The organism is Paraliobacillus ryukyuensis, assembly GCF_003315295.1.
Taxonomy (GTDB): Bacteria; Bacillota; Bacilli; order Bacillales; family Amphibacillaceae; genus Paraliobacillus; species Paraliobacillus ryukyuensis.
Map to the genome: position 1 here is coordinate 462,989 of NZ_QNRI01000001.1, position 22,579 is coordinate 485,567.

Here is a 22,579-nt window from a genome sequence, read left to right on the forward strand (position 1 = left end):
TCTTTTATCACTAAAGTACACGCACCGGTTTAATCTCATTGTTATTTTCGGGGTGCTGACTATAGATTGCTAATACGTTTCCGTGATGACTAATACAAAATGCATCATCAGTAGTGATTGCTACTGGTTTAGGTAGCTTCTGTCCATGGGTTACTTTAATAGCAGTTTCTTTATCAACTTCTATGGTATGCATGTGTGCAACTCCACTTGAAATAGGCAAAAGAACTTCTGCTATTTTTCCTTGTTCTTGTTTTTCTTTAACTTCATCAATTGTAAAACTTTCCTTTTCAGAAAAACCACCTGTTTGTGTTCGAATTAACGATGACATATGAGCTGGATAACCAAGCTTTTTTCCTATATCGACGCAAAGTGTACGGATATAGGTCCCTTTAGAACAAGTAACTTGAAAAGAAAAGCGAAATAGACCATCTTTTTTTACAATAGAGGAGGTATCTAATTGAATGGCATCAATCATAACGTTACGCTGAGGTCGTTCAACCGGAATACCTAAACGCGCATATTCATACAACTTTCTCCCATTCACTCTAACTGCCGAATAGAGTGGAACGACTTGTGTAATCTCTCCGACAAATGTCTGTAATGTTTCTGATATTTTTTCTGAGGCAATCTGCTCTGAAATCGGTTTTTTGTCCATTGTTTGACCGGTAGCATCTTCTGTTTCGGTAGCATAACCTAATGTCACTTCAGCAAAATACGTTTTTTTTGTATCTGTTAAGAAAGGGACAATTTTTGTCGCTTTTCCGATACAAATCGGTAAGACCCCTTCAACTTCAGGGTCTAATGTACCTGTATGTCCTACTTTTTTCGTCTGACAGATACGTCTTAACTTCATCACGCAATCATGAGAAGTCCAACCTTTTTCTTTCCATAATGGTATTATACCATTCATTCTACATCCTCCATTATTGAGCAATAATTATCATAAACAAAACCCTTGTACTATTATAGAACAAGGGTTTTGTGAAGTAAATATTATTGATCTGTCTCGTTTAAATCACGTAAAATATGCTCAATTCGATTTCCTTTTTCAATTGCTTCATCAAATTCAAAAAACAACTCTGGCGTTTTTCGCAATCGAATTCTACTTCCTATTTCAGAACGAATAAACCCTTTTGCCTTAGCTAATCCCACTAAAGTTTCTTGCTTTTGTTTATCCTCTCCTAGTACAGAGATAAACACTTTTGCTTGTTGCAAGTCACCCGTCACTTCCACATCTGTAATCGTGACAAAACCTACTCTGGGATCTTTAATTTTTCGACTAATAATATCGCCTAACTCTTTTTTCATTTGTTCAGCGACGCGATTTGCTCTCATATGACTCATCTAAATCACCTCTTCAATTAAAAAACAATTAGAGCCACTGCTTTTCTGTTGTGGTTCGCTCAATTTCTGGAAAAGTATCTATTAGATTTAAACATTGATCAACCACACGTTCTACTTTAACTTTTTCGTTTGCAATACTAACGATGCCAAACATCGTTTTTTGCCAAAGATCTTGATAATCAATTTCACTAATAGCGACATTGTAATCATTTTGAATACGATGAATTATTCGTTTGATAACAGATCGCTTATCTTTTAAAGATTGAGCGTCATAGATTATACACGTTACTTCAGCATAGAGAATCATGTGCGTGCAATTTCTTCCATAACAAAGGCTTCAATAACATCGCCTTCTTTAATATCGTTATAATTTTCTACAGTTATACCACATTCGTAATTTTGTGCTACTTCTTTTACATCATCTTTGAAACGTTTTAAGGTATCTATTTCACCTTCAAATAACACAACACCGTCACGGATTACACGAACACCAGCATTTCTTGTGATCTTACCATCCGTTACATAGCTTCCTGCAATTGTACCAATTTTAGATACTTTGAAGATTTCACGAACCTCTGCTTGACCGATAACTTTTTCTTCGTATTCGGGATCAAGCATCCCTTTCATTGCTGATTCAATTTCTTCAATTACTTTATAAATAATTCGATGAAGACGAACGTCCACATTTTCAGATTCAGCAGCTTTTTTAGCATTAACATCTGGGCGAACATTAAAGCCAATAACAATCGCATTAGATGCAGAAGCCAAGATAATATCTGATTCAGTTATGGCACCTACGCCAGTATGAATGATATTTACTTTCACACCTTCTACATCTATTTTTTCTAATGAAGATGCCAATGCTTCAGCTGATCCTTGCACATCTGCTTTAAGGATTAAATTAATATCCTTAATATCACCTTGTTTAATCTGTTCAAATAGATCATCTAAGCTTACTTTTGCTTGATCGCCACGGCGCGCTTCAATTTGGCGTTGTTGGCGTGCTTCTCCAATTTGACGTGCTTTTTTCTCATCCTCAAATACAACAAAGCGATCACCCGCTTGTGGTACTTCATTTAAACCTGTGATTTCGACTGGTGTAGATGGACCAGCAGTTTTCACACGTCGTCCTAAATCATTGACCATTGCACGAACTCTACCAAATGTATTACCAACTACAATTGGGTCAGTAACATGCAGTGTACCGTTTTGAACTAATAATGTTGCAACAGAACCTCTTCCTTTATCCAATTCTGCCTCAATTACCGTACCCACAGCACGACGCTCTGGATTCGCTTTTAGTTCTTCAACTTCTGCAACAAGTTGAATCATCTCAATCAAATCGTCAATACCTTCCCCTTTGATAGCTGAAAGGTTAACAAAAATTGTGCTACCGCCCCAGTCTTCAGGAATTAACTCATGTTCTGTTAATTCTTGCATAACACGGTCAGGGTTAGCGCCCTCTTTATCCATTTTATTAACTGCAACAATAATAGGAACCTCAGCTGCTTTCGCGTGATTAATTGCTTCGACTGTTTGTGGCATAACACCATCATCCGCCGCAACCACAAGAATAGCAATATCAGTTACTTGAGCACCTCTAGAACGCATACTTGTAAAGGCTGCGTGACCTGGTGTATCAAGAAACGTAATTTTTTTATTATTGTTTTCTATTTGATATGCACCAATGTGCTGTGTGATCCCGCCGGCTTCCCCTTCAGTTACCTTCGTATGCCTAATTGAATCAAGTAAGGTTGTTTTTCCGTGGTCAACGTGTCCCATGATTGTTACCACAGCAGGACGTTCAATTAAATCTTCTTCATTATCTTCTTTTTCGATATAATGTGTGAGGTCTGCTTGATCCACTTCTACTTCTTTTTCAACAGCAACACCATATTCTTCACCAATTAATTCAATCGCATCTACTTCTAACTCTTGATTCTTCGTAGCCATTACACCTAGCCCCATTAATTTCTTAATTAGCTCACTAGCATCTTTACCTAATTTCTCAGCTAATTCACCAACCGTTAAGGAATCAGCATACGTAATTTTAGCTGGTTCTTGGTTTTTAGAATCATTTGATTTTTTTGGTTTATTTGAATGATTTGCTGGGTTTTGTTGTTGTTTTTTATTTTTATTCTTTTTGTTTCTATTCGATTGTTTTTTTGATTTCGTGTCTTGATTATTCTGTGGTTTTGTATCCTCTTGTTTTGCTTCTGTACCAGCATTATTCGTATTATAGATTTCATCTAATTTTGCTATTGTCTCATCTGTTATGGTGGACATGTGGTTGGATACTTCTATGTTTAACTCTTGTAGTTTATTGATAACTTCTTTACTAGCAATATTCTTTTCTTTTGCGTATTCATATATGCGTATTTTACTCATACATTCACCCCCGAATTTATTTAATCGAGCAAAGTGTTCAATTTAGTAGCAAAACCATCATCGGTAATTGCAATGGCTACTCTTCCATTTTTTCCGATTGCATGCGATATAGTAGTTCGATCATCTACCGTTCGAAATGGGACACGATAATATTGACATTTATCAGTCAATTTTTTCTTTGTTTGTGGCCCAATGTCGCTTGCAAGTAACACTAATTTCGCTTTCCCTTTTTGAATATCACGTATAATCGATTCCTCGCCTACGGTAATTTTCTTTGCACGATATGCTAAACCTAATAAGTTCAAATAAGTTGAATTTTTATTCAATGTTTTTACCTTCTATAACTTGTTCTAGTTGTTCATAGATAGAATCATCTATCTTTGTTTGTAATTGTCGGTCTAATGCATTGGACTTTTTCGCTTGTTGAAGCACAGTTAAATCTTTTGAAATATATGTGCCTCGCCCGTTCTTTTTACCAGAAGGGTCAACAAAAATTTCCCCTTCTTTCGTACGTACAATACGTATTAATGATTGCTTTGGCTTCATTTCTTGCGTTATCACACATTTTCTAAGAGGTATCTTTTTATTTTTCTTTGGCATAGACTTATCCCCCCTTAATCAAATAAATCTTCACTAGTATCAAATAATGGTTCAGTTTGTTCAACATCTCCACTATTTTCGTCTGTGATTAAGCCATCTTTTCTTGCTTCTGATTCGCTTTTAATATCAATTTTCCAACCAGTTAATTTGGCAGCTAAGCGAGCATTTTGTCCTCTTTTACCAATAGCTAATGACAATTGGTTATCTGGAACAATTACAGTTGTTGCTTTATCTTCTTCATCGACTAACACTTCAATTACTTTTGAAGGGCTGAGTGCATTAGAAACATATACAACTGGATCCTCTGACCATTCAACAATGTCAATCTTTTCCCCTTTTAACTCATTGACAATGGTTTGCACCCGTTGACCACGTTGACCAACACAGGAACCAACCGGATCAATTTCTGGATCAGGGGCATGAACTGAAATTTTGGATCGATCGCCTGCTTCTCGAGCGACAGAACGAATCTCAACAGTACCATCATAAATCTCAGGTACTTCCATTTCAAATAAACGTTTCAATAAACCTGGATGCGAACGAGAAACATATATTTGTGGTCCTTTGTTAGTATTTTCAACTTTCGTTACAAATACTTTAATGCGATCATGCACATGGTACGATTCAGTTGGCATTTTTTCACCTTCAGGTAGCTTAGCTTCTACTTTACCTAAATGAACGTATACGAACCGAGGATCTACTCGTTGGATAATTCCATTCATCACATCTTCTTCACGATCCATGTATTCATTAAAGATAACACCTCGTTCCGCTTCACGAACACGTTGCGTCACCACTTGTTTTGCGGCTTGTGCTGCGATACGGCCAAAATCACGTGGTGTTACCTCTAATTCAATAACGTCACCAATTGTATAATTAGGATTAATTGCTTGTGCTTCTGCAAGACTGATTTCTTGCTGTGGATCTAATACTTCTTCCACAATCTCTTTACGAGAAAATACATGCATACTGCCTGTTTCTTCATTTATATCTACTCGAACATTGGTCGCAGATTTAAAATTTTTCTTATATGCAGATATTAAAGCTGCTTCTAATGCTTCCATTAAAACATCTTTATTAATTCCTTTTTCTTTTTCTAAATACTGAATGGCATCAAAAAGCTCACTACTCACTGCTCTTCCCCCTTAATTAAATGTGACTGCTAATCGAGCTTTAGCAATTTTTTGATATGGGATTTCAATTTCCTTCTTACGGGTTTTAATCATAATTTCCATAGCAACTGTTTCTCCATTAAATCGAATCAGTTTACCTTCAAACGTCTTTGTGCCTTCCATTGGTTCATACAATGATACAAAGATCGTATTCCCTATGTGATCGTGAAAATCTTGTGGTTTTTTTAATGGACGCTCAGCTCCTGGTGACGATACTTCTAAGTAATATGGCACCGTGACTGGATCGTCTTGATCTAACTTTTCACTTAATTGTTCAGATACTTGACCACATTCTTCAATATCTACTCCTCCTGGTTTATCAATAAACACACGGAGGAACCAATTTTTTCCTTCTTTTTCAAATTCAATATCTACTAGTTCAAGCTTCATTTCATCTAAAATTGGTTGAACGATTTCAGCTGTTTGCTCTGTTACTTTTTTACCCAAGGTTTTACCCTCCTTTATATCAATACTTCTTTTTCTTTCTCTAGTTACACTTATATCTTAAGTGTACGCTGTTCTCATTTTTTCATTAATCGCATGATAGAATTATAAAACCCTTGCCATTAGGATCGGCAAGGGAGACTGCGTTCTTACTAGAATCGTAACCTGTCATCATTCGTTAGATGAGTACACACACATATAAAAATATCGTGATGTGCAGAAAAGAGTGGGTTGCCCCACTCTTTCCATCAACGTATCATCTCGTACCATAAATTACTATATCATATCTTCTTAGAATATGCAAATACGCTTCTGGTAAGGAATTAGAATAAAGATAGCTGGTTTTTTTCTTCCATTCCATCTAAGCAACCATGGTTTTCTAAATATTCTAATACCGTTTTGGAGATTCTACTTCTTTCTCGTAAATCTTCTTTAGATAAAAATTCTCCTTCTTCTCTCGCTTTGACAATATTTAAGGCCGCATTTGTTCCTAAACCATCAACAGCATTGAAAGGAGGAATTAGTGAATTTCCGTCAACTAAAAAATCGGTCGCACTTGAACGGTATAAATCAACTTTTTGGAAAGAATAACCTCGTTCATTCATTTCTAATGCTAATTCTAGCACCGTGAGTAAACTTTTTTCTTTCGGGGATGCGTCATTACCTTTGTTTAGAATCTCTTCTATACGTTTTTTTATTACATGTGACCCTTTCGTCATTGTGTCTAAGTCAAAGTCGCTTGCTCGAACAGAAAAGTATGCAGCATAAAATAATATTGGATGATGTACTTTAAAATAAGCAATTCTAACTGCCATTAAAACATAAGCAGCGGCGTGCGCTTTCGGGAACATATATTTAATTTTCTTACAAGAATCAATGTACCAATCAGGTACATCATGTTTTTTCATTTCTACAATCCATTCATCCTGTAATCCTTTTCCTTTACGAACAAATTCCATGATCTTAAATGCTAACGAAGCTTCCAACCCTTTATGCATGAGATAAACCATAATATCATCACGGCACCCTATTACATCTGGTAACTCACATATTCCTTGGTTGATTAGTTCTTGCGCATTGCCAAGCCATACATCGGTACCGTGTGATAAGCCAGAAATAATAACTAATTCTGCAAAAGTCTTTGGTTTTGTATCTTCAAGCATTTGTCGAACAAAACGTGTACCGAATTCTGGTACGCCTAGCGTTCCCGTTTTACACATAATTTGATCTGGCGTAACCCCCAAAATCTCTGGACCCGAGAAAATCTTCATTACGTCTTCATCGTCGGTCGGAATTGTTTTTGGATCAATACCGCTTAAATCTTGTAGCATACGAATGACGGTCGGATCATCGTGTCCAAGAATATCTAATTTCAACAAATTGTCATGGATCGAATGGAAATCAAAATGCGTTGTACGCCATTCTGAATTTCGATCGTCCGCTGGGTATTGAATCGGGGTGAAATCATAGATTTCTTTATCATCTGGTACAACAATGATCCCACCTGGGTGCTGTCCGGTTGTTCGTTTTACACCTGTACATCCTTGCACTAAACGGTCAACTTCAACATTTTTAATTTGCATGTCACGATCATTTGCATAACCTTTTACGTAACCATATGCTGTTTTCTCTGCCACTGTACCAATTGTACCTGCACGGTAAACTTTATCTTCACCAAATAACACTTTGGTATAATTGTGGGCTTGTGGTTGATATTCACCAGAAAAATTCAAATCGATATCGGGGACTTTATCCCCTTTAAAACCTAAGAATGTTTCAAACGGAATATCTTGTCCATCTTTCCGATAAGCAGTTCCACATGTAGGACAATCTTTATCGTCCAAATCAAAACCGCTACCAACAGAACCATCCGTAAAAAATTCATGATGTTTACAGTCTGGACAAACGTAATGAGGTGGAAGTGGGTTGACTTCCGTAATTTCAGTTAATGTAGCAATTAATGAAGAACCAACAGAACCACGAGATCCAACGAGATAGCCATCATTTAACGATTTTTTCACTAACTTATGTGAGATCAAATAAATAACCGCAAATCCGTGCCCAATAATACTTTTTAATTCTTTTTCCATACGATTGGTCACAATATCTGGTAAATCATCGCCGTAAATACTTCTAGCAAAATTATAGCTCATTTCTCGTATTTCTTCTTCTGCCCCATCAATATTAGGCGTATATAAATCCTCTTTAACTGGTTTAACCGAATCCATACGATTAGCTAGTGCTTGTGTATTAGAAACAACAATTTCTTTTGCTTTTTCTTCACCAAGAAAAGCGAAGCACGCAAGCATTTGATCAGTAGTTCGAAACGGTACATCTGGTAATGTTTGACGACTTAATGGATTTGCACTCTGCGAAGAAATAAGGATTTTTCGATACATCTTGTCTTGTTCTTCTAAATAGTGAACATTTCCTGTTGCCACACATGGTTTATTTAATTTATCCGCTAATTGTACTATATTACGGATAATATCATAAAGTTGAGCTTCATTTTGCACTAATTCACGTTCAATCAGCGGATAATAATTGGCTGGAGGTTGTACCTCAATGTAATCATAGAAAGCTGCAACCTTCTCTGCTTCCGCTTGAGACTTTTGCATCATTGTCTCAAATACTTCCCCTTTATCACAACCAGAACCTACTAAAATTCCTTCCCGATAAGCTCGTAACTTTGAACGTGGAATTCGTGGAACTCGATAAAAGTAATCGATATGTGCTAACGAAACAAGTTTATAAATATTTTTTAATCCAACTTCGTTTTGAGCTAGTAATGTCGCATGAAATGGGCGTGCACGTTGATATGCATTCCCTTCTCCCATATGAAGATTAAATTGATTGTGGTTTTCTATTTCCTCTTCTCTTGCTTCTTTGACTAGTTTCCAAAGTAAATAACCTGTCGCTTCAGCATCATAAATCGCACGGTGATGCTGTGTTAGCTCAATATCGAATTTTTTACATAACGTATTTAATCGATGATTCTTTAAATTAGGTAATAAGAAACGAGCCAATTCTAACGTATCAATTACAGGATTAGTCGATTGAGCGATACCGGCTTTTTCTAAACCTTGATTTAAAAAGCCCATATCAAAACTAGCATTATGAGCAACAAGAATATCCGAACCCATCCATGTATGAAAATCAGACAGTACTTGATCTACCTCTGGAGCATCTTTAACCATGTCATCAGTGATGCCAGTTAAATCAGTAGTTGTTTCTGATAATGGATGGTGTGGATTAGCAAAGGATTCAAAACGATCAATGATATCGCCGTCTTTCACCTTTACTGCAGCTAATTCAATAATTGTGTCATAAACAGCAGATAAACCAGTTGTTTCCACGTCAAATACAACATATGTTGCACTTGCTAAATCAATATCCTGCTCATTATAAGCAATAGGCACACCATCATCGACAATATTTGCTTCTACCCCATAAATAATATCGATACCATGTTTCTGTCCAGCTGCATAGGCTTCTGGGTAGGATTGAGCTACCGCATGATCGGTAATGGCAATTGCTGGATGCCCCCATTTAGCAGCCTGTTCAATTAATTTTGATGCAGAAACAACTGCATCCATCTGACTCATCGTTGTGTGGGCGTGTAACTCAACACGTTTTTCTCCTTCAGGTGCATGATCTTCACGTACCTTGGCTTTGACTTCATTTAAGTCACTTATCATCATAGTTAATTCATTACTAAAGGTATCAGTTTGTACTGTTCCTCTTGCCTTAATCCATATACCTTTATTTACTTGTTTGAATTTCTCAGCATCTTGATCGCCTTTAGAGAACATTTTTAATGTGAAGGAATCAGTATAATCAGTAACCTTCAATATTAATAGATGACGTCCAGAACGTAATTCACGAATTTCTGCATCAAATACATAGCCTTGCATCGTTATGCGTCGTTCCTCTTCGACAATTTCCTTCATAACAACGGGGTCATCATTAATTGGATAACCTAGTACAAGTGGTCCATTCGATTGTGTTTTTTCTTCTTTTTTCGCTCTTTCTTCTTTCTCTTTAACGGCTTTTTGAACCATTTGCTGGTCTTCTGAAGCTGTTTGCTCCCTGAATTTTTGAATATCTTCAAATTCCGTCTTCACTTCTGTTTGTATCGTATAAACAGCAGCACCAATCTGTTGACAAAATGATTTAAAAGCTGGTTCTAGATTTTTTTTCAAAGAACTTGCCTCTGCTTCATTTCTTGCGGTAAGTATCAGCTTGTTACCTTCAATTTTAGGCGTTTGAGCGTGAAGCAAATCCTTGTAACCTGGTGAAATCTGTTTTATTGATGCAATAAATTTTTTCCAATAATTACATACTTCTTCTTCTTCCATTGTGGAATCATCTGCATAAAGTGATAGTTGCGTGTCCGCAATATGAGCAAATGTTTCTTTCAATTTCAAGGAAAACAGTTGATAAATAGTTGCAGGTAACACTTTCTGTACTTGAATATGAAAGTGCCATTTCTTTTCTTTCTTATATACTTCTAACTTAGTTAGTTTACTATCACGGAAATATGCTTCCTTATCAGATTCAGACAAATTAATTTGTTTTAGTAAAAGATCCATTTTTTCGTTATTGGATATCGTCATTTACTCTCCCCCTATGTGTCATGCAGAAATCTGAACAATTAGTTACTTTCGTGTATGAACAATAAACACCCATGTCAGCGTTAAAGACAGGGGTGTTTATTCCTTATATACTAGTCTATCAATGTTTGAACATATTCAATAACTTCAGCTTGATGATGTTCAGTTTGCTCTCCAGTTCGTCTTAATTTACACTCGACATAACCTTCATCAGCTCGTTTTCCAACGGTAATTCTTACTGGAATACCGATTAAATCACTATCAGCAAATTTAACGCCTGCTCGCTCCTTACGATCATCATAAAGAACCTCTATTCCTTTATCTAGAAGTAGTTGATACAAGGTATCACCTAAACTTACTTGTTCCTCTTTTTTACTATTCATTACGAGCAAATGAACTTGGAAAGGAGCTATTTGATTTGGCCAAGTGATACCATTTTCATCATGGTATTGTTCAACAATCGCTGCTAGCGTTCGGGAAACACCGATTCCATAACACCCCATAAGTAATGTACTTGCTTTCCCTTGTTCGTTCAAGAAATTGGCACCTAGTTTTTCTGCATAGAATGAACCTAATTTAAAGACTTGTCCAATTTCAATTCCTCTTGCAAAATGAAGGTTACCTTCACCATCAGGTGATAAATCACCTTCTTTTACAAAGCGAATATCTTCAAAACGTGATACTTGGAAATCACGCGTTGGATTAACATTAACAAAGTGATAACCATCTTCATTTGCTCCACATGTAACATTTCTCACGTATTTAACGGCATAATCAGCAAGAACTTCTACTTCTTCCGGTATGTTTATTGGGCCGAGTGATCCAAATCCTGCCCCAATGATCTGTTGCGTTTCTCTTTCGGTTGCAAGTTCAACATCATTTGCTTGATACAAATGTTTTAATTTGATGTCGTTAACTTCATGATCACCTCTGGTCACTACTAATACGAACTTATTATCTATTTTAAAAAGTAATGATTTTAAACCTTTATCTAATGAATGTTGTAAATAATCAGCCACTTCTTGCATAGTTTTTTGATTAGGAGTAGCCTTTTTATCTAATGACTGCATTGTCTCATCTGTTGTTTCATATTGATCAGCGGCTGTAGCCATTTCAATATTTGCAGCATAAGCAGATGTATCGGAGTATGCAATAATATCTTCACCAACCTCAGATAAAGCCATGAATTCATGCGTATCTTTTCCACCCATTGCACCTGAATCAGCAATTACTGGTCGGAAATTAAGTCCAAGTCGTGTAAATACTGCAGTATATGCTTGATACATGTCATTATAAGCTTCGTCAAGGCTTTCAGCGGAGGAATGAAAAGAATACGCATCTTTCATCACAAATTCTCTTCCACGTAATAGTCCAAATCGTGGGCGCTTTTCGTCACGATATTTTGTTTGAATTTGATAGACTGTCAAAGGCAATTTTTTATAGCTGTTTAATTCATCCTTTATTAAACTTGTAACAACTTCTTCATGTGTAGCGCCTAAAGCGAATTCACGATCATGACGATCTTTCAATCGCATTAATTCAGCACCCATTGTGTCCCATCTTCCTGTTTGGTGCCATAACTCAGCAGGTTGTAAAGCTGGCATGAGCATTTCATTCGCTCCTATTTTATCCATTTCTTCGCGAATAATTGCTTCTACCTTTTTTAATACTCTATTTCCTAACGGTAAAAAACTGTATATTCCCGAAGCAGTCTGACGAATAAACCCAGCTCTTAATAATAATTGATGACTGGCAATATCCGCCCCCGCTGGTATCTCTTTAAATGTAGGGATAAGTGATTTACTTTGACGCATACTATCTAACCTCTCTTTTCATTAACAAATATAACGTTATCAATTTTCATTTTTTTATATATAATCGTAATTTAATTTTTTAAAATAGCTATTCTTTATAGAAATAACCGTTGGATATCGTTCCAAGTGACAACGATAAATAATAATATAAGCAATGCTGCTCCAATAAAATGTGCAAACCCTTCTTTTTCGGGCGGTAACGGTTTTCCTCTAACCGCCTCGATGCCAACAAATAATAGCCTACCACCATCAAGCGCTGGTAAAGGAACTAAATTGACAATTCCCAAGTTTACACTTAACACGGCGGTCCACATTAAGAAATTAGTAAATCCTGTCTGAACAACTTGATCCGTAGCATCATAGATCCCTACTGGCCCCGATAGCATATCAATAGAAAATTGACCAGTCACTAACTTGCTAAGGTTTACAAGAATTAATTTCGAATAGTCATAGGTTTGATTGAGACTATAAGGAATGGCTCGCCAAGAAGATTGATCCAAACTCTGCATCACACCTAATTGACCCACATCACCATCAGGGCCTTCAATCGCTCGAGGCGTAACTGTTAACACATGCTGCTCCCCATTACGCAAAACGGTCATATTTAATGTTTGTTCTGGATGTGCACGGACAATTTGTTGAAATTCTGTCCATTCCGAAATTGGTTGATCATTAATCTCGACGACTTCATCTCCAGATTGGAAACCTGCTGCTGCTGCAGGACTATCTTCTTGGATAGAAGCTAGTTTTGCTTCTTCTGAAGGGACGCCATTCGTAAAACCAAGAATGGCAAAAATCACAATCGTTAGGACAAAATTCATCATTGGCCCAGCAAATAGTTGCATTGCACGTTGACGTTTTGTTTTTGCAGCAAATTGTCTATCAAAAGGAGCAATTTGGGTTTCTACTTCGTCCATAACAAAATCAGCACTTCGATCAACAGCGAATGTTTGAAGAACTTCTTCTCCTACATCATAACCTTTAATCAACAAGTCATGCTCTAAATCAGATTCTTCTACTTCAATAACTTGCGCATTTGGATGTTTCTCTTTATTGTTAATAATAATTTTGGTTACAATACCTTGATCATTAAATTCTAATCCAATATGCTGCCCTGGTTTTAAGTCGATAATTTCGGGGTCATCACCCGCTACTCTAACGTAGCCTCCCATTGGTAAAAGACGAATGGTGTATAGTGTTTCAGCTATCTTTTTGTGAAATACTTTGGGACCAAAACCTATCGCAAATTCTCTTACAAGCATTCCAGATCTTTTCGCAAAAATATAATGTCCAAACTCATGTACAAAAACAAGCACACCGAACATTAAAATAAAAGCAATAATCGTTGTCAACACTAGCACGCTCCTTTACCATCTAAGTACATATAGCTTACACTTCTTTATTTCGCATTGATAGTAGCAATTAAAAAAGTATATTATTTCTTTATTCACTCGCAAACTACCTGACTCAACTTTATTTTAGCTATTTAGCTCTTTTTTGAAAAGAACTTAACATGTGTACAAAATTTTATGAAATAAATTGAATAAAATGCAAGAAAGGAAAAACAAATAACCAACTATCAAATCGATCAAGTATTCCTCCATGACCTGGCAGCAACTTTCCTGAATCCTTTACTTTATAGTAACGTTTAAATGCAGATTCGACTAAATCACCAACTTGACCACAAGCGCTAGCAAAGACAGTTACTATAATAACAATATACATAGAAGAATGAACAGGAGTAACTAATTGAAAAATAATTGCTACTAGACAAGCTAATAAGATCCCACCTACAGCACCTTCTATTGTCTTATTCGGACTAATTTCAGGCCATAGCTTTCTTTTTCCAAGTAATCTTCCAAAAAAATAAGCTCCTGTATCAGTAGCAAGTATTACTAATATACCATAAAAAATATAGTGCAGCCCGGCCGTCTGTGTCTCCATAAAATAATAAAAACCGAGTCCTACATAAATGGCGGATAGTACAAGAAATCCCGCATCTTCAAATGTAAATTTATTTTTCACTAAGACAGTATATCCTAATAAAATAAGTACAATCACTAATGTAAATTCTGATTTACTTGTGTCGAATTGGTTAAACAAAAAAATGTTTGTCGATGGTAAAAGTAAAACCCACATTAGTAGAAGTGTAAATAGTGTTGGAATTGGATAACTTGTCATGTTACGCATACGCAACAGTTCTAATAGTCCGATGGAACTAATCAAATACATGACTATAAAAAACGGCATTTTGCCGATAAAAACAAATGGAAAAAACAACAATATAGCAATAACTGCTGTGATAATTCTCAGTTTCATTTCTTCAACACCTATCTTCGTTCTATTCTACGATTATTTTTTATTTGTTAAACCACCAAATCGACGTTTTCTATTTTGGTAATCAAGTAGAGCCTTATCAAAAGCCTCATCATCAAAATCAGGCCAATACTTATCTGTGAACCAGAATTCAGCATAGGCAACTTGCCACAACAAAAAATTACTTAATCGTTGCTCTCCACTCGTACGAATCACTAGATCAGGATCTTTCAAACCCGTTGTATATAAATACTTGGCTAACACTTGCTCATCAATGGTATCTGGACTTAACTTATCTGATTCAACTTCTTTTACAAGTTGTTGAACTGCTTGTAAAATTTCCCCTCTACTACCATAATTCAGCGCAATATTTAATATTAAACCATCATTAGATTTGGTGCGTTCTTTTGCTTCATTCACTGCTTGTTTCGTGTGAGCGGGCAAAAGATTAAAATCACCAATGGTCTGAATTCGAACATTTTCTTGAATTAATTCTGGTAGATAGTTATGTATAAATTCTTTTGGAAGTTTCATGATATAATCTACTTCATCTCTCGGACGTTTCCAATTTTCTGTAGAGAAAGCATACATCGTAAGAATTTTTATTCCTCGATTGTTTGCTCTTCGTACAATATTTCTTACATTGTCCATCCCTTGTTTATGACCAGCAAAACGGGGTAACCCTTTCTTTTTCGCCCATCTACCGTTACCATCCATAATAATGGCTACATGTTCCGGTACATTTTCAATATGGTCAATATGGTCTGTTTTGTTTTTATTCTTTTTGAAAAAAGGTATTTTAAACATTGTCTTGCGATCCTCCATCAGTTAAAGCGAAACTTTGGTGATTAATTCGATTTGTTCAAAATAAATCCACCATTTGCATACCTTTTATCAGTTTACCATGTTATCTACTGTAAAGCACTAGTAAATATTTTATAAGCAAAAATGTAAAGAATTATATATTTTTGGTTCTCTGTCAAATGTGGTGGTGTCATTTTCACTCCATCATCTCTTTTATTACACTATACTTGTACCTGAACCGCAGGGGAAATATACTCGCTTTGCTCGGGCACACAGGACGTGACGGTTTTCGTCTAACTTCTAGCCACTTAACCAAGTGGATCTTCGGCTCGTGGGACTGCGATTACTCGTCCCATCGAAAACATTTGCTGTTCCCGTAGGAGTCTCGCATATTTCCTCTGCTAAGGTACTTTTATAATAAGACACTTCTTATCTCTTGACACCCCAGTATCTTCTTTTTCAATCGCTCAAAACGCTTAATGCCCTAAGATATGCATTTCGTCACTTTTATTGTGTTGTTCACCCCCTCACTATATCCATTATTAAAGAGAGGGGTTGCATGTATTTTTTTTCTTCAAGGGAAGCTTTGAGAAATCAAGGGATACTACCACATTTAGTATAGAGCCTTTTTTGTTATAAAATGAAATAGACCCCCTTGCTTCCGAAGAGGGCCATTTTCGTATTTAGACATGTTAGTTTGTCTATATCAAACTTCCATCATTTCTTTTTCTTTTTCTTTTACTAATGAATCAATTTCTTCAATATGCTTGTCTGTCTGTGTTTGAACATCATCTTGAAAACCTCTTAAATCGTCTTCTGTAATGTCACCATCTTTTTCTTCTTTCTTCAATTGATCATTTGCATCTCTTCGAATATTTCTGATTTGTACTTTAGATTCTTCAGCATATTTACCTACCAGCTTAACAAGCTCTTTACGACGTTCCGCTGTTAAAGCTGGTATATTAATTCGAACAACATTACCATCACTAGATGGTGATAAGCCTAAGTCAGCTTTTTGAATCGCCTTTTCAATTTCTGAAATAGATGATTTATCAAAAGGTGTAATCAATAAGAGTCTCGCTTCTGGAACAGTGACCGTAGATAATTGATTTAGTGGCGTAGACATACCATAATAGTCTACATATACACTATTTAATAAAGCTGGATTAGCACGACCAGCACGAACAGTTGCTAGTTGCTTTGAGAACGATTGAACCGCTTGTGTCATTTTTTCTTTAGTTTCTTTTATTATTGTATTGGACATAACTTATTTCCTCCTTATAATTGTTCCAATTTGCTCGCCAAGTACAGCACGTTTAATGTTACCTTCTTCGGAGATTGAAAAGACAAGTAATGGAATGTCATTATCCATACATAAGGAAGAGGCTGTTGAATCCATCACTCCAAGACCTTCATTTAGCATTTGCATATAAGATAATTCCTCATACTTTTCCGCATTTTCATCACGTTTTGGATCAGCCGTATAAACCCCATCCACATTATTTTTTGCCATTAGAATAACATCTGCTTCCACTTCAGCTGCTCGTAAAGCCGCTGTAGTATCAGTAGAAAAATATGGGTTACCTGTACCCGCCGCAAAAATTACTACACGTTTTTTCTCTAGATGTCGAATGGCTTTTCTTCTTATATAAGGCTCAGCTACTTGACGCATTTCAATCGACGTTTGCACACGACTCGGAATACCATAATTTTCTAAACTGTCTTGCAAAGCTAGAGAGTTCATGACCGTAGCGAGCATACCCATGTAATCAGCATTCGCACGATCCATTCCCATCTCACTACCAACTTTACCTCTCCAAATATTTCCACCGCCGACAACAACAGCGATTTCTACCCCAAGTTCAGCAATTTCTTTCACTTGCATAGCAATGGATTGGATAACTGTTGGTTCTATTCCATAACCTTTTTCTCCACTTAGTGCTTCTCCACTCAATTTTAACACAATTCTTCGGTAGCGGGCAGTAGTCATAATAACCTCCGTATATGTAATTTTTAAAATATGATTTCCATTGTTAACTATTTCTTTCTTAAGAAAAGGGAACACCACGTGTCCCCTCTAGTTTACTTCTCTTAATAATATTAAACAATGGTAAATTATTTTTTAACTTGACTCATTACTTCTTCAGCGAAGTTATCTTCTTTTTTCTCCATTCCTTCGCCCACTTCATAACGTGCAAATGTTTGAATAGTTGCACCTTTATCCGCTACTAATTTTTTGACTTTTTGATCTGGATCTTTAACAAAACCCTGTTCTAGCAAGCAAATTTCTTCGAAGAATTTACCTAAACGTCCTTCCACCATTTTTTCAACGATGTTTTCAGGTTTGCCTTCATTTTTTGCTTGTGTTTTAAGCATTTCGCGTTCTTTTTCAACTTCATCTGTAGAGACAGCATCACGAGACACATAACGTGGGTTAACTGCTGCAATATGCATTGCCACATCTTTAGCAAATGCTTCGTCTGTTGTTCCTTCAACAACAGTAAGTGAACCAATGTTACCACCCATATGGATGTATGCACCAAATGCATCTTCGTCTGTTTTTTCTAAAAGAGTGAAACGACGTAGAGATAATTTTTCACCAATTTTTGCAATATTAGAATTAATATATGCTTCTAGAGTTTCACCTTCACCATGAAGTGGCTGTTGTAACGCTTCTTCAACTGTAGCAGGTTTTTGTGATAATAAATGTTGTGCGATCTCTTCTAATAATGTTTTGAATTGATCGTTTTTTGTAACAAAGTCTGTTTCACAATTCATTTCTAGAAGTACAGCTGTATTGTTATCTACTGCAACATGAGCTGAACCTTCTGCAGCAATACGATCTGCTTTTTTGGCAGCTTTAGAGATTCCTTTTTCACGAAGAAAATCTACTGCTTTTTCCATATCACCATCTGTTTCAGTTAGTGCTTTTTTACAATCCATCATTCCGGCACCAGTTTTTTCACGTAATTCTTTAACCATTTGTGCTGTTACTGCCATTTTAGTTCCTCCTTTTAAGTATGTAGCGTGTTAATACTAATTGTTTTTAATATTTACTGTGTAATAAATACGTTTACTAGTAATTTGATTTTGTAATACTTTTTGAAAAAAGGTGATAAAAGGTTCCCCTCTTATCACCTCCGCAACCCTTTTATTATTCTTCTACAGTTTCTGCTGCTACTTCTTCAGTTCCTGCTTCTTCGGTTACTTCACCTTGTTTAGCTTCTAAAATGGCATCTGCCATTTTACCAGTTAACAATTTAACCGCACGGATAGCATCATCATTAGCCGGGATAACATAATCAATTTCATCCGGATCACAATTTGTATCAACAATTCCAACGATAGGAATGTTCAATTTATGTGCTTCAGCTACAGCAATACGCTCTTTACGTGGATCAATGATGAATAATACATCAGGGATTTGTTTCATTTCTTTAATCCCACCAAGAAACTTCACAAGACGTTCTTTCTCTTTAAGTAAACCTACTACTTCTTTTTTAGGTAATACATCAAAAGTTCCGTCTTCTTCCATACGCTCGATATCTTTCAAACGATTAATACGCTTACGAATTGTATCAAAGTTTGTCAATGTTCCACCTAACCAACGTTGGTTAACAAAGAACATTCCTGAACGAATTGCCTCATCTTTTACAGACTCTTGTGCTTGTTTTTTCGTACCAACAAACAAAACGTTTCCGCCGTCTTCAGCAACTTGTTTAATAAAGTTGTATGCTTCATCAACCTTTTTCACTGTTTTTTGTAAGTCGATGATGTAAATGCCGTTTCTCTCCGTGAAGATATATCTCTTCATTTTTGGATTCCAACGGCGTGTTTGGTGACCAAAGTGTACACCAGCTTCCAATAGTTGTTTCATTGAAATAACTGCCATTATTTTTTCCTCCTAAATTGGTTTTATGCCTCCGCTTACTTCATTTTTACAGGAGGACTAAACTGAGCTTAGCACCACTCCTATAATCCATAAGCGTGTGTGATTAACACCAAAAGTAACTATATCATAAGCTACATTTGCAATCAAGCAATTTACATATTTTTTTGTTGAAATTTCACCATTAATTCAACTTCTGTTTTGCCACAGTCTAATTTTCTTGCAATAGATTCAATACTCTCACCTTTACTATACAAAGAAAGTACTTGTGCAGACAGTGAAGGGACAAATGTATCTTCTACTTGTTCTATACTAGGCGGTTGATAATCGTTCGTGGCAGATTTTTGATTTGCCGACTTTTGACTATCGTCTTTTGAAAGAAATGAAGATGAATCTTCTCTATTTGTATCCTGCGAAGCAGAAGGTTTCTCTTCTGTTTTATTTTGAGTATAAAGGGGATGTTTAGTTTTTTGGTTGGGTTTATCTTCTAAAACTTCAATAAGTTTTTCGTTCTCTTCTCTTATTTCAACTAAATAAACTGCTAGTAACTCTTGAATTTCTTTTCTCTGTTCTTCTTGTTGTTGTGACATTTCCTCTGCAGTAATCGTCCCATTCCTAACAGTCTTGATATAGATAAATGTAATAATATGAATAATAAAACTAATAAAAAGTAGCAAATAAATCATACATACCCCTCTTAACTATTAATATCAAATAGATACCCTAAATAAGGATGCCGAATTTTTGGTTGTTGCGCTTGCTGTTCATTGTTTTTTTGCTCTGATAAAGAGGTTGGTCGGTTGTTTTTTTTGTTATTGGCTAACTTGTGATTTTCTTCTGAGTGATTAACGGTTTTACGTTTAATTTCTTCTTGTATTATTTGTTTACTAGCTAATGTGTCCTGGATGAATTGACCTCTTTGTTGGATTTGCTCTTGAATTTTACTTGCATCTTGTACACGTGGTAAAGCGACTTGCATTTCTACAGCTTTCCAACTCATAAGTTCACTTCCTTCACATAACTATAGTGTAGTAGTGATGATTTCTCCATCTTTCAAATACACTTGCGTAAATTTTTGCGGAACAGCAATCGTTTTTTCGTATTTACCAAAATGCAATATGGTGTTTGGATGTACTGTACCTTTTGCAATTAACCTTAATTCCGTCGCATCACTAACTTCAACCTTTAACTCTTCTAATTGCGCAGTTACTGACGCTAATTGTTGCTTTGTTTGGACCATTGAATTACGTTGTTTTAATAAAATCACACGTTCTTTAGCTGTCAGACCTTCTTGCGTGTCTTTCTTTTGTTTCAACATACTACCTAAATTTTCTAACTTTTTAATATTTTCTACCAAAGATTCTTTCTCTTTAGTTAGTTGATTTTCAAGGTCATAGTCTCTTTGATTTATACCAATTGCGATTTCCGTTTTTGTATCCATTTGATTTCCAATATCTTTTACCTCAATTGATTTACCAGCTGAGCATGAGCCGCCAATGATATGACCTGTTTCACAATAGACGCTTCCTCTAGAGGTACAGTAACTTTGCAAAATGGACTGTTGTACGTATAGATCTTCACCTGCATCAATAATCGCTTGGTTTGCATAGCCAATTGTAATATTACCTCCTGCAATGAGCGTGCCTTTACGCAACCCCGCAATTCCTTCTGTAATCACAATATTTCCCTTCGCTTCAAGGTAAGCACCCTCAACTAAGCCATGAACATGAATATCTCCTTCCGCTTCAACTCGATACCCAGATGGGACATTCCCCTTAATTACTATTGATCCAACAAAGTTAAGGTTTCCAGTTTCCAAACTAAGGTCTCCTGAAACCTCGTACGTATTAAAGACATTAATTGATCTATGTTTTATGCTGAGCTGTCCATCAATAGCAGCATAAAATGATAAATCTTCATCTTTAAATACTACATTTTTTCCGGGTTTTATACGCACCTGTTTTCCTGGCTTGGCTTTCAATTGCTGGTCATATATATTACGACCAGGTTTCCCTTCTGTTGGTTGTGTTATAATAGCGATTTTTTCACCTTGTCTTAAGGAAGGAATTTTTTTAATATCACGGAAATCTCTTTTTTCTTCTTGGTTCAACGTCTCTTTTTGTTCACATACATAATCGATCCTACCATCTACACCATGAATAGGTTCGACTCCTTTGGCAATCATAATTGGACAAATATCATCTGGATTTTCTGATGCAACCTTTAATAGCGCCTCGTTATCAATGCCGTACACTACGTTGTTATAAGCTAAAAAATCTGTTAACAGGGTATCAGATACTTCTATTTCTTCAGCTTCCACCTTTTTAGAATGAAGGGTTGCTGACATTTTATCTTTAGCTATTTCCAAACGAAACAATTCATCAAGTGATCCCATTATACATTCCCCTTTAAACTACTAATATTAAACGGTTAAAGTCAGGGCTTTTTTTAATTTAAATATGGCCTGTTTATGTATCTGTGAAATTCTTGAAGTTGTCAGCTCTAATATTTGCCCGATCTCTGTAAATGTTAATTCTTCTTTATAAAATAAACTGATGACCATTTGTTCATTTTCATTTAGTTGTTGAATGCTATTTACTAATTCCAAAACACGTTCAGTTGATAACACCTTATCCTCTGGTGATGGATTACGTTGGTCAGGTATACTATAGCCAATTCCCTCTTTATGATCTTCGTTATTATCGCCAGCTTTTTCTTCAAGAGATAACAAGTTAGAAAATAAGGAATCCTTTATAATCTCCTCTACCTCTCTCTTTTTTAAATTTAAGTAGGTAGCAATTTCTGTCGAGGTAGGTGCACGATGCAATTGTTGTTCTAGGATGTGAATTGCTTGCTCAATTTTTTTTGTTTTATCTCTCGTTGACCTTGGTAACCAGTCTTCTTTTCTTAACCCATCAATAATTGCTCCTCGAATACGAAAAGAAGCATACGTATCAAATTTCAAATCTCTTTTTGGATCAAATTTATGCAATGCGTCATAAAGACCAAATAGCCCCAAACTTTTGATATCGTCTTTTTCAACATTCTTGGGCAAATGGATTGCAATTCGTTGCGCATGATAATGAACAAGATAAAGATAATGTTCCACAAGTTGATTTGCTATTTCATTATCTTTATCTTGAGTCCATTGATCCCATAATCTATCTATAGCTGGGTTCGAAGTAGACAATCATA

21 protein-coding genes are annotated in these 22,579 nt (G+C 35.9%); all 21 read right to left on the reverse strand.

What is annotated here, in order from left to right; translation table 11 throughout:
- Positions 1-10 precede the first annotated feature (10 nt).
- Positions 11-910 (reverse strand): tRNA pseudouridine(55) synthase TruB, encoded by a 900-nt coding sequence (gene truB / locus DES48_RS02480; protein WP_113866561.1) that lies wholly within the window; start codon positions 908-910, stop codon positions 11-13.
- A gap of 83 nt (positions 911-993) precedes the next feature.
- Entirely contained in the window at positions 994-1,344 is a 351-nt protein-coding gene (gene rbfA, locus DES48_RS02485) for a 30S ribosome-binding factor RbfA (RefSeq protein WP_079709489.1), read from the reverse strand.
- 28 nt (positions 1,345-1,372) lie between these two features.
- Positions 1,373-1,651, reverse strand: a complete 279-nt coding sequence (locus tag DES48_RS02490; protein ID WP_079709488.1) for a DUF503 domain-containing protein — start codon at positions 1,649-1,651, stop codon at positions 1,373-1,375.
- Positions 1,648-3,732 (reverse strand): translation initiation factor IF-2, encoded by a 2,085-nt coding sequence (gene infB / locus DES48_RS02495; RefSeq protein ID WP_079709487.1) that lies wholly within the window; start codon positions 3,730-3,732, stop codon positions 1,648-1,650. Before infB ends, DES48_RS02490 begins: the two co-directional genes overlap by 4 nt.
- 20 nt (positions 3,733-3,752) lie before the next feature.
- On the reverse strand, positions 3,753-4,058 hold the full coding sequence (locus tag DES48_RS02500) for a YlxQ family RNA-binding protein (RefSeq protein ID WP_079709486.1): 306 nt from the start codon (positions 4,056-4,058) through the stop codon (positions 3,753-3,755).
- The gene (rnpM, locus tag DES48_RS02505; RefSeq protein ID WP_113866563.1) at positions 4,051-4,332 is read right to left on the reverse strand and encodes an RNase P modulator RnpM; all 282 of its coding nucleotides are present in this window, start codon (positions 4,330-4,332) and stop codon (positions 4,051-4,053) included. Before rnpM ends, DES48_RS02500 begins: the two co-directional genes overlap by 8 nt.
- 14 nt (positions 4,333-4,346) lie before the next feature.
- Positions 4,347-5,465, reverse strand: a complete 1,119-nt coding sequence (nusA, locus tag DES48_RS02510; RefSeq protein ID WP_079709484.1) for a transcription termination factor NusA — start codon at positions 5,463-5,465, stop codon at positions 4,347-4,349.
- Between the two features lie 12 nt (positions 5,466-5,477).
- Entirely contained in the window at positions 5,478-5,951 is a 474-nt protein-coding gene (rimP, locus tag DES48_RS02515; protein WP_113866565.1) for a ribosome maturation factor RimP, read from the reverse strand.
- 320 nt (positions 5,952-6,271) lie between these two features.
- Positions 6,272-10,564, reverse strand: coding sequence for a PolC-type DNA polymerase III (locus DES48_RS02520; RefSeq protein ID WP_113866567.1), 4,293 nt, complete (start codon positions 10,562-10,564; stop codon positions 6,272-6,274).
- A gap of 110 nt (positions 10,565-10,674) precedes the next feature.
- Complete coding sequence (locus tag DES48_RS02525) at positions 10,675-12,375, reverse strand: proline--tRNA ligase (protein ID WP_113866569.1); 1,701 nt, start codon at positions 12,373-12,375, stop codon at positions 10,675-10,677.
- Between the two features lie 95 nt (positions 12,376-12,470).
- A complete protein-coding gene (rseP, locus tag DES48_RS02530) occupies positions 12,471-13,727 on the reverse strand; it encodes an RIP metalloprotease RseP (protein ID WP_079710008.1) in 1,257 nt (418 codons plus the stop codon).
- 175 nt (positions 13,728-13,902) lie between these two features.
- Complete coding sequence (locus DES48_RS02535; RefSeq protein ID WP_113866571.1) at positions 13,903-14,694, reverse strand: phosphatidate cytidylyltransferase; 792 nt, start codon at positions 14,692-14,694, stop codon at positions 13,903-13,905.
- 33 nt (positions 14,695-14,727) lie between these two features.
- On the reverse strand, positions 14,728-15,498 hold the full coding sequence (locus DES48_RS02540) for an undecaprenyl pyrophosphate synthase (RefSeq protein ID WP_113866573.1): 771 nt from the start codon (positions 15,496-15,498) through the stop codon (positions 14,728-14,730).
- A gap of 703 nt (positions 15,499-16,201) precedes the next feature.
- Entirely contained in the window at positions 16,202-16,759 is a 558-nt protein-coding gene (frr, locus tag DES48_RS02545) for a ribosome recycling factor (RefSeq protein WP_079709478.1), read from the reverse strand.
- Positions 16,760-16,762: 3 nt separating this feature from the next.
- Positions 16,763-17,485, reverse strand: coding sequence for a UMP kinase (pyrH, locus tag DES48_RS02550; RefSeq protein WP_079709477.1), 723 nt, complete (start codon positions 17,483-17,485; stop codon positions 16,763-16,765).
- Between the two features lie 125 nt (positions 17,486-17,610).
- Positions 17,611-18,495, reverse strand: a complete 885-nt coding sequence (tsf, locus tag DES48_RS02555) for a translation elongation factor Ts (RefSeq protein ID WP_113866576.1) — start codon at positions 18,493-18,495, stop codon at positions 17,611-17,613.
- Positions 18,496-18,649: 154 nt separating this feature from the next.
- Entirely contained in the window at positions 18,650-19,387 is a 738-nt protein-coding gene (gene rpsB, locus DES48_RS02560) for a 30S ribosomal protein S2 (protein WP_113866578.1), read from the reverse strand.
- Between the two features lie 152 nt (positions 19,388-19,539).
- Entirely contained in the window at positions 19,540-20,070 is a 531-nt protein-coding gene (locus tag DES48_RS02565) for a DUF6115 domain-containing protein (RefSeq protein ID WP_113866580.1), read from the reverse strand.
- A gap of 11 nt (positions 20,071-20,081) precedes the next feature.
- Complete coding sequence (locus DES48_RS02570) at positions 20,082-20,384, reverse strand: hypothetical protein (protein ID WP_079709473.1); 303 nt, start codon at positions 20,382-20,384, stop codon at positions 20,082-20,084.
- Between the two features lie 21 nt (positions 20,385-20,405).
- Positions 20,406-21,779 (reverse strand): flagellar assembly protein A, encoded by a 1,374-nt coding sequence (locus tag DES48_RS02575; protein WP_113866582.1) that lies wholly within the window; start codon positions 21,777-21,779, stop codon positions 20,406-20,408.
- Between the two features lie 27 nt (positions 21,780-21,806).
- Positions 21,807-22,574: a FliA/WhiG family RNA polymerase sigma factor gene (locus tag DES48_RS02580; protein WP_079709471.1), complete on the reverse strand. Its 768-nt coding sequence runs from the start codon at positions 22,572-22,574 to the stop codon at positions 21,807-21,809.
- Between the last annotated feature and the right edge of the window lie 5 nt (positions 22,575-22,579).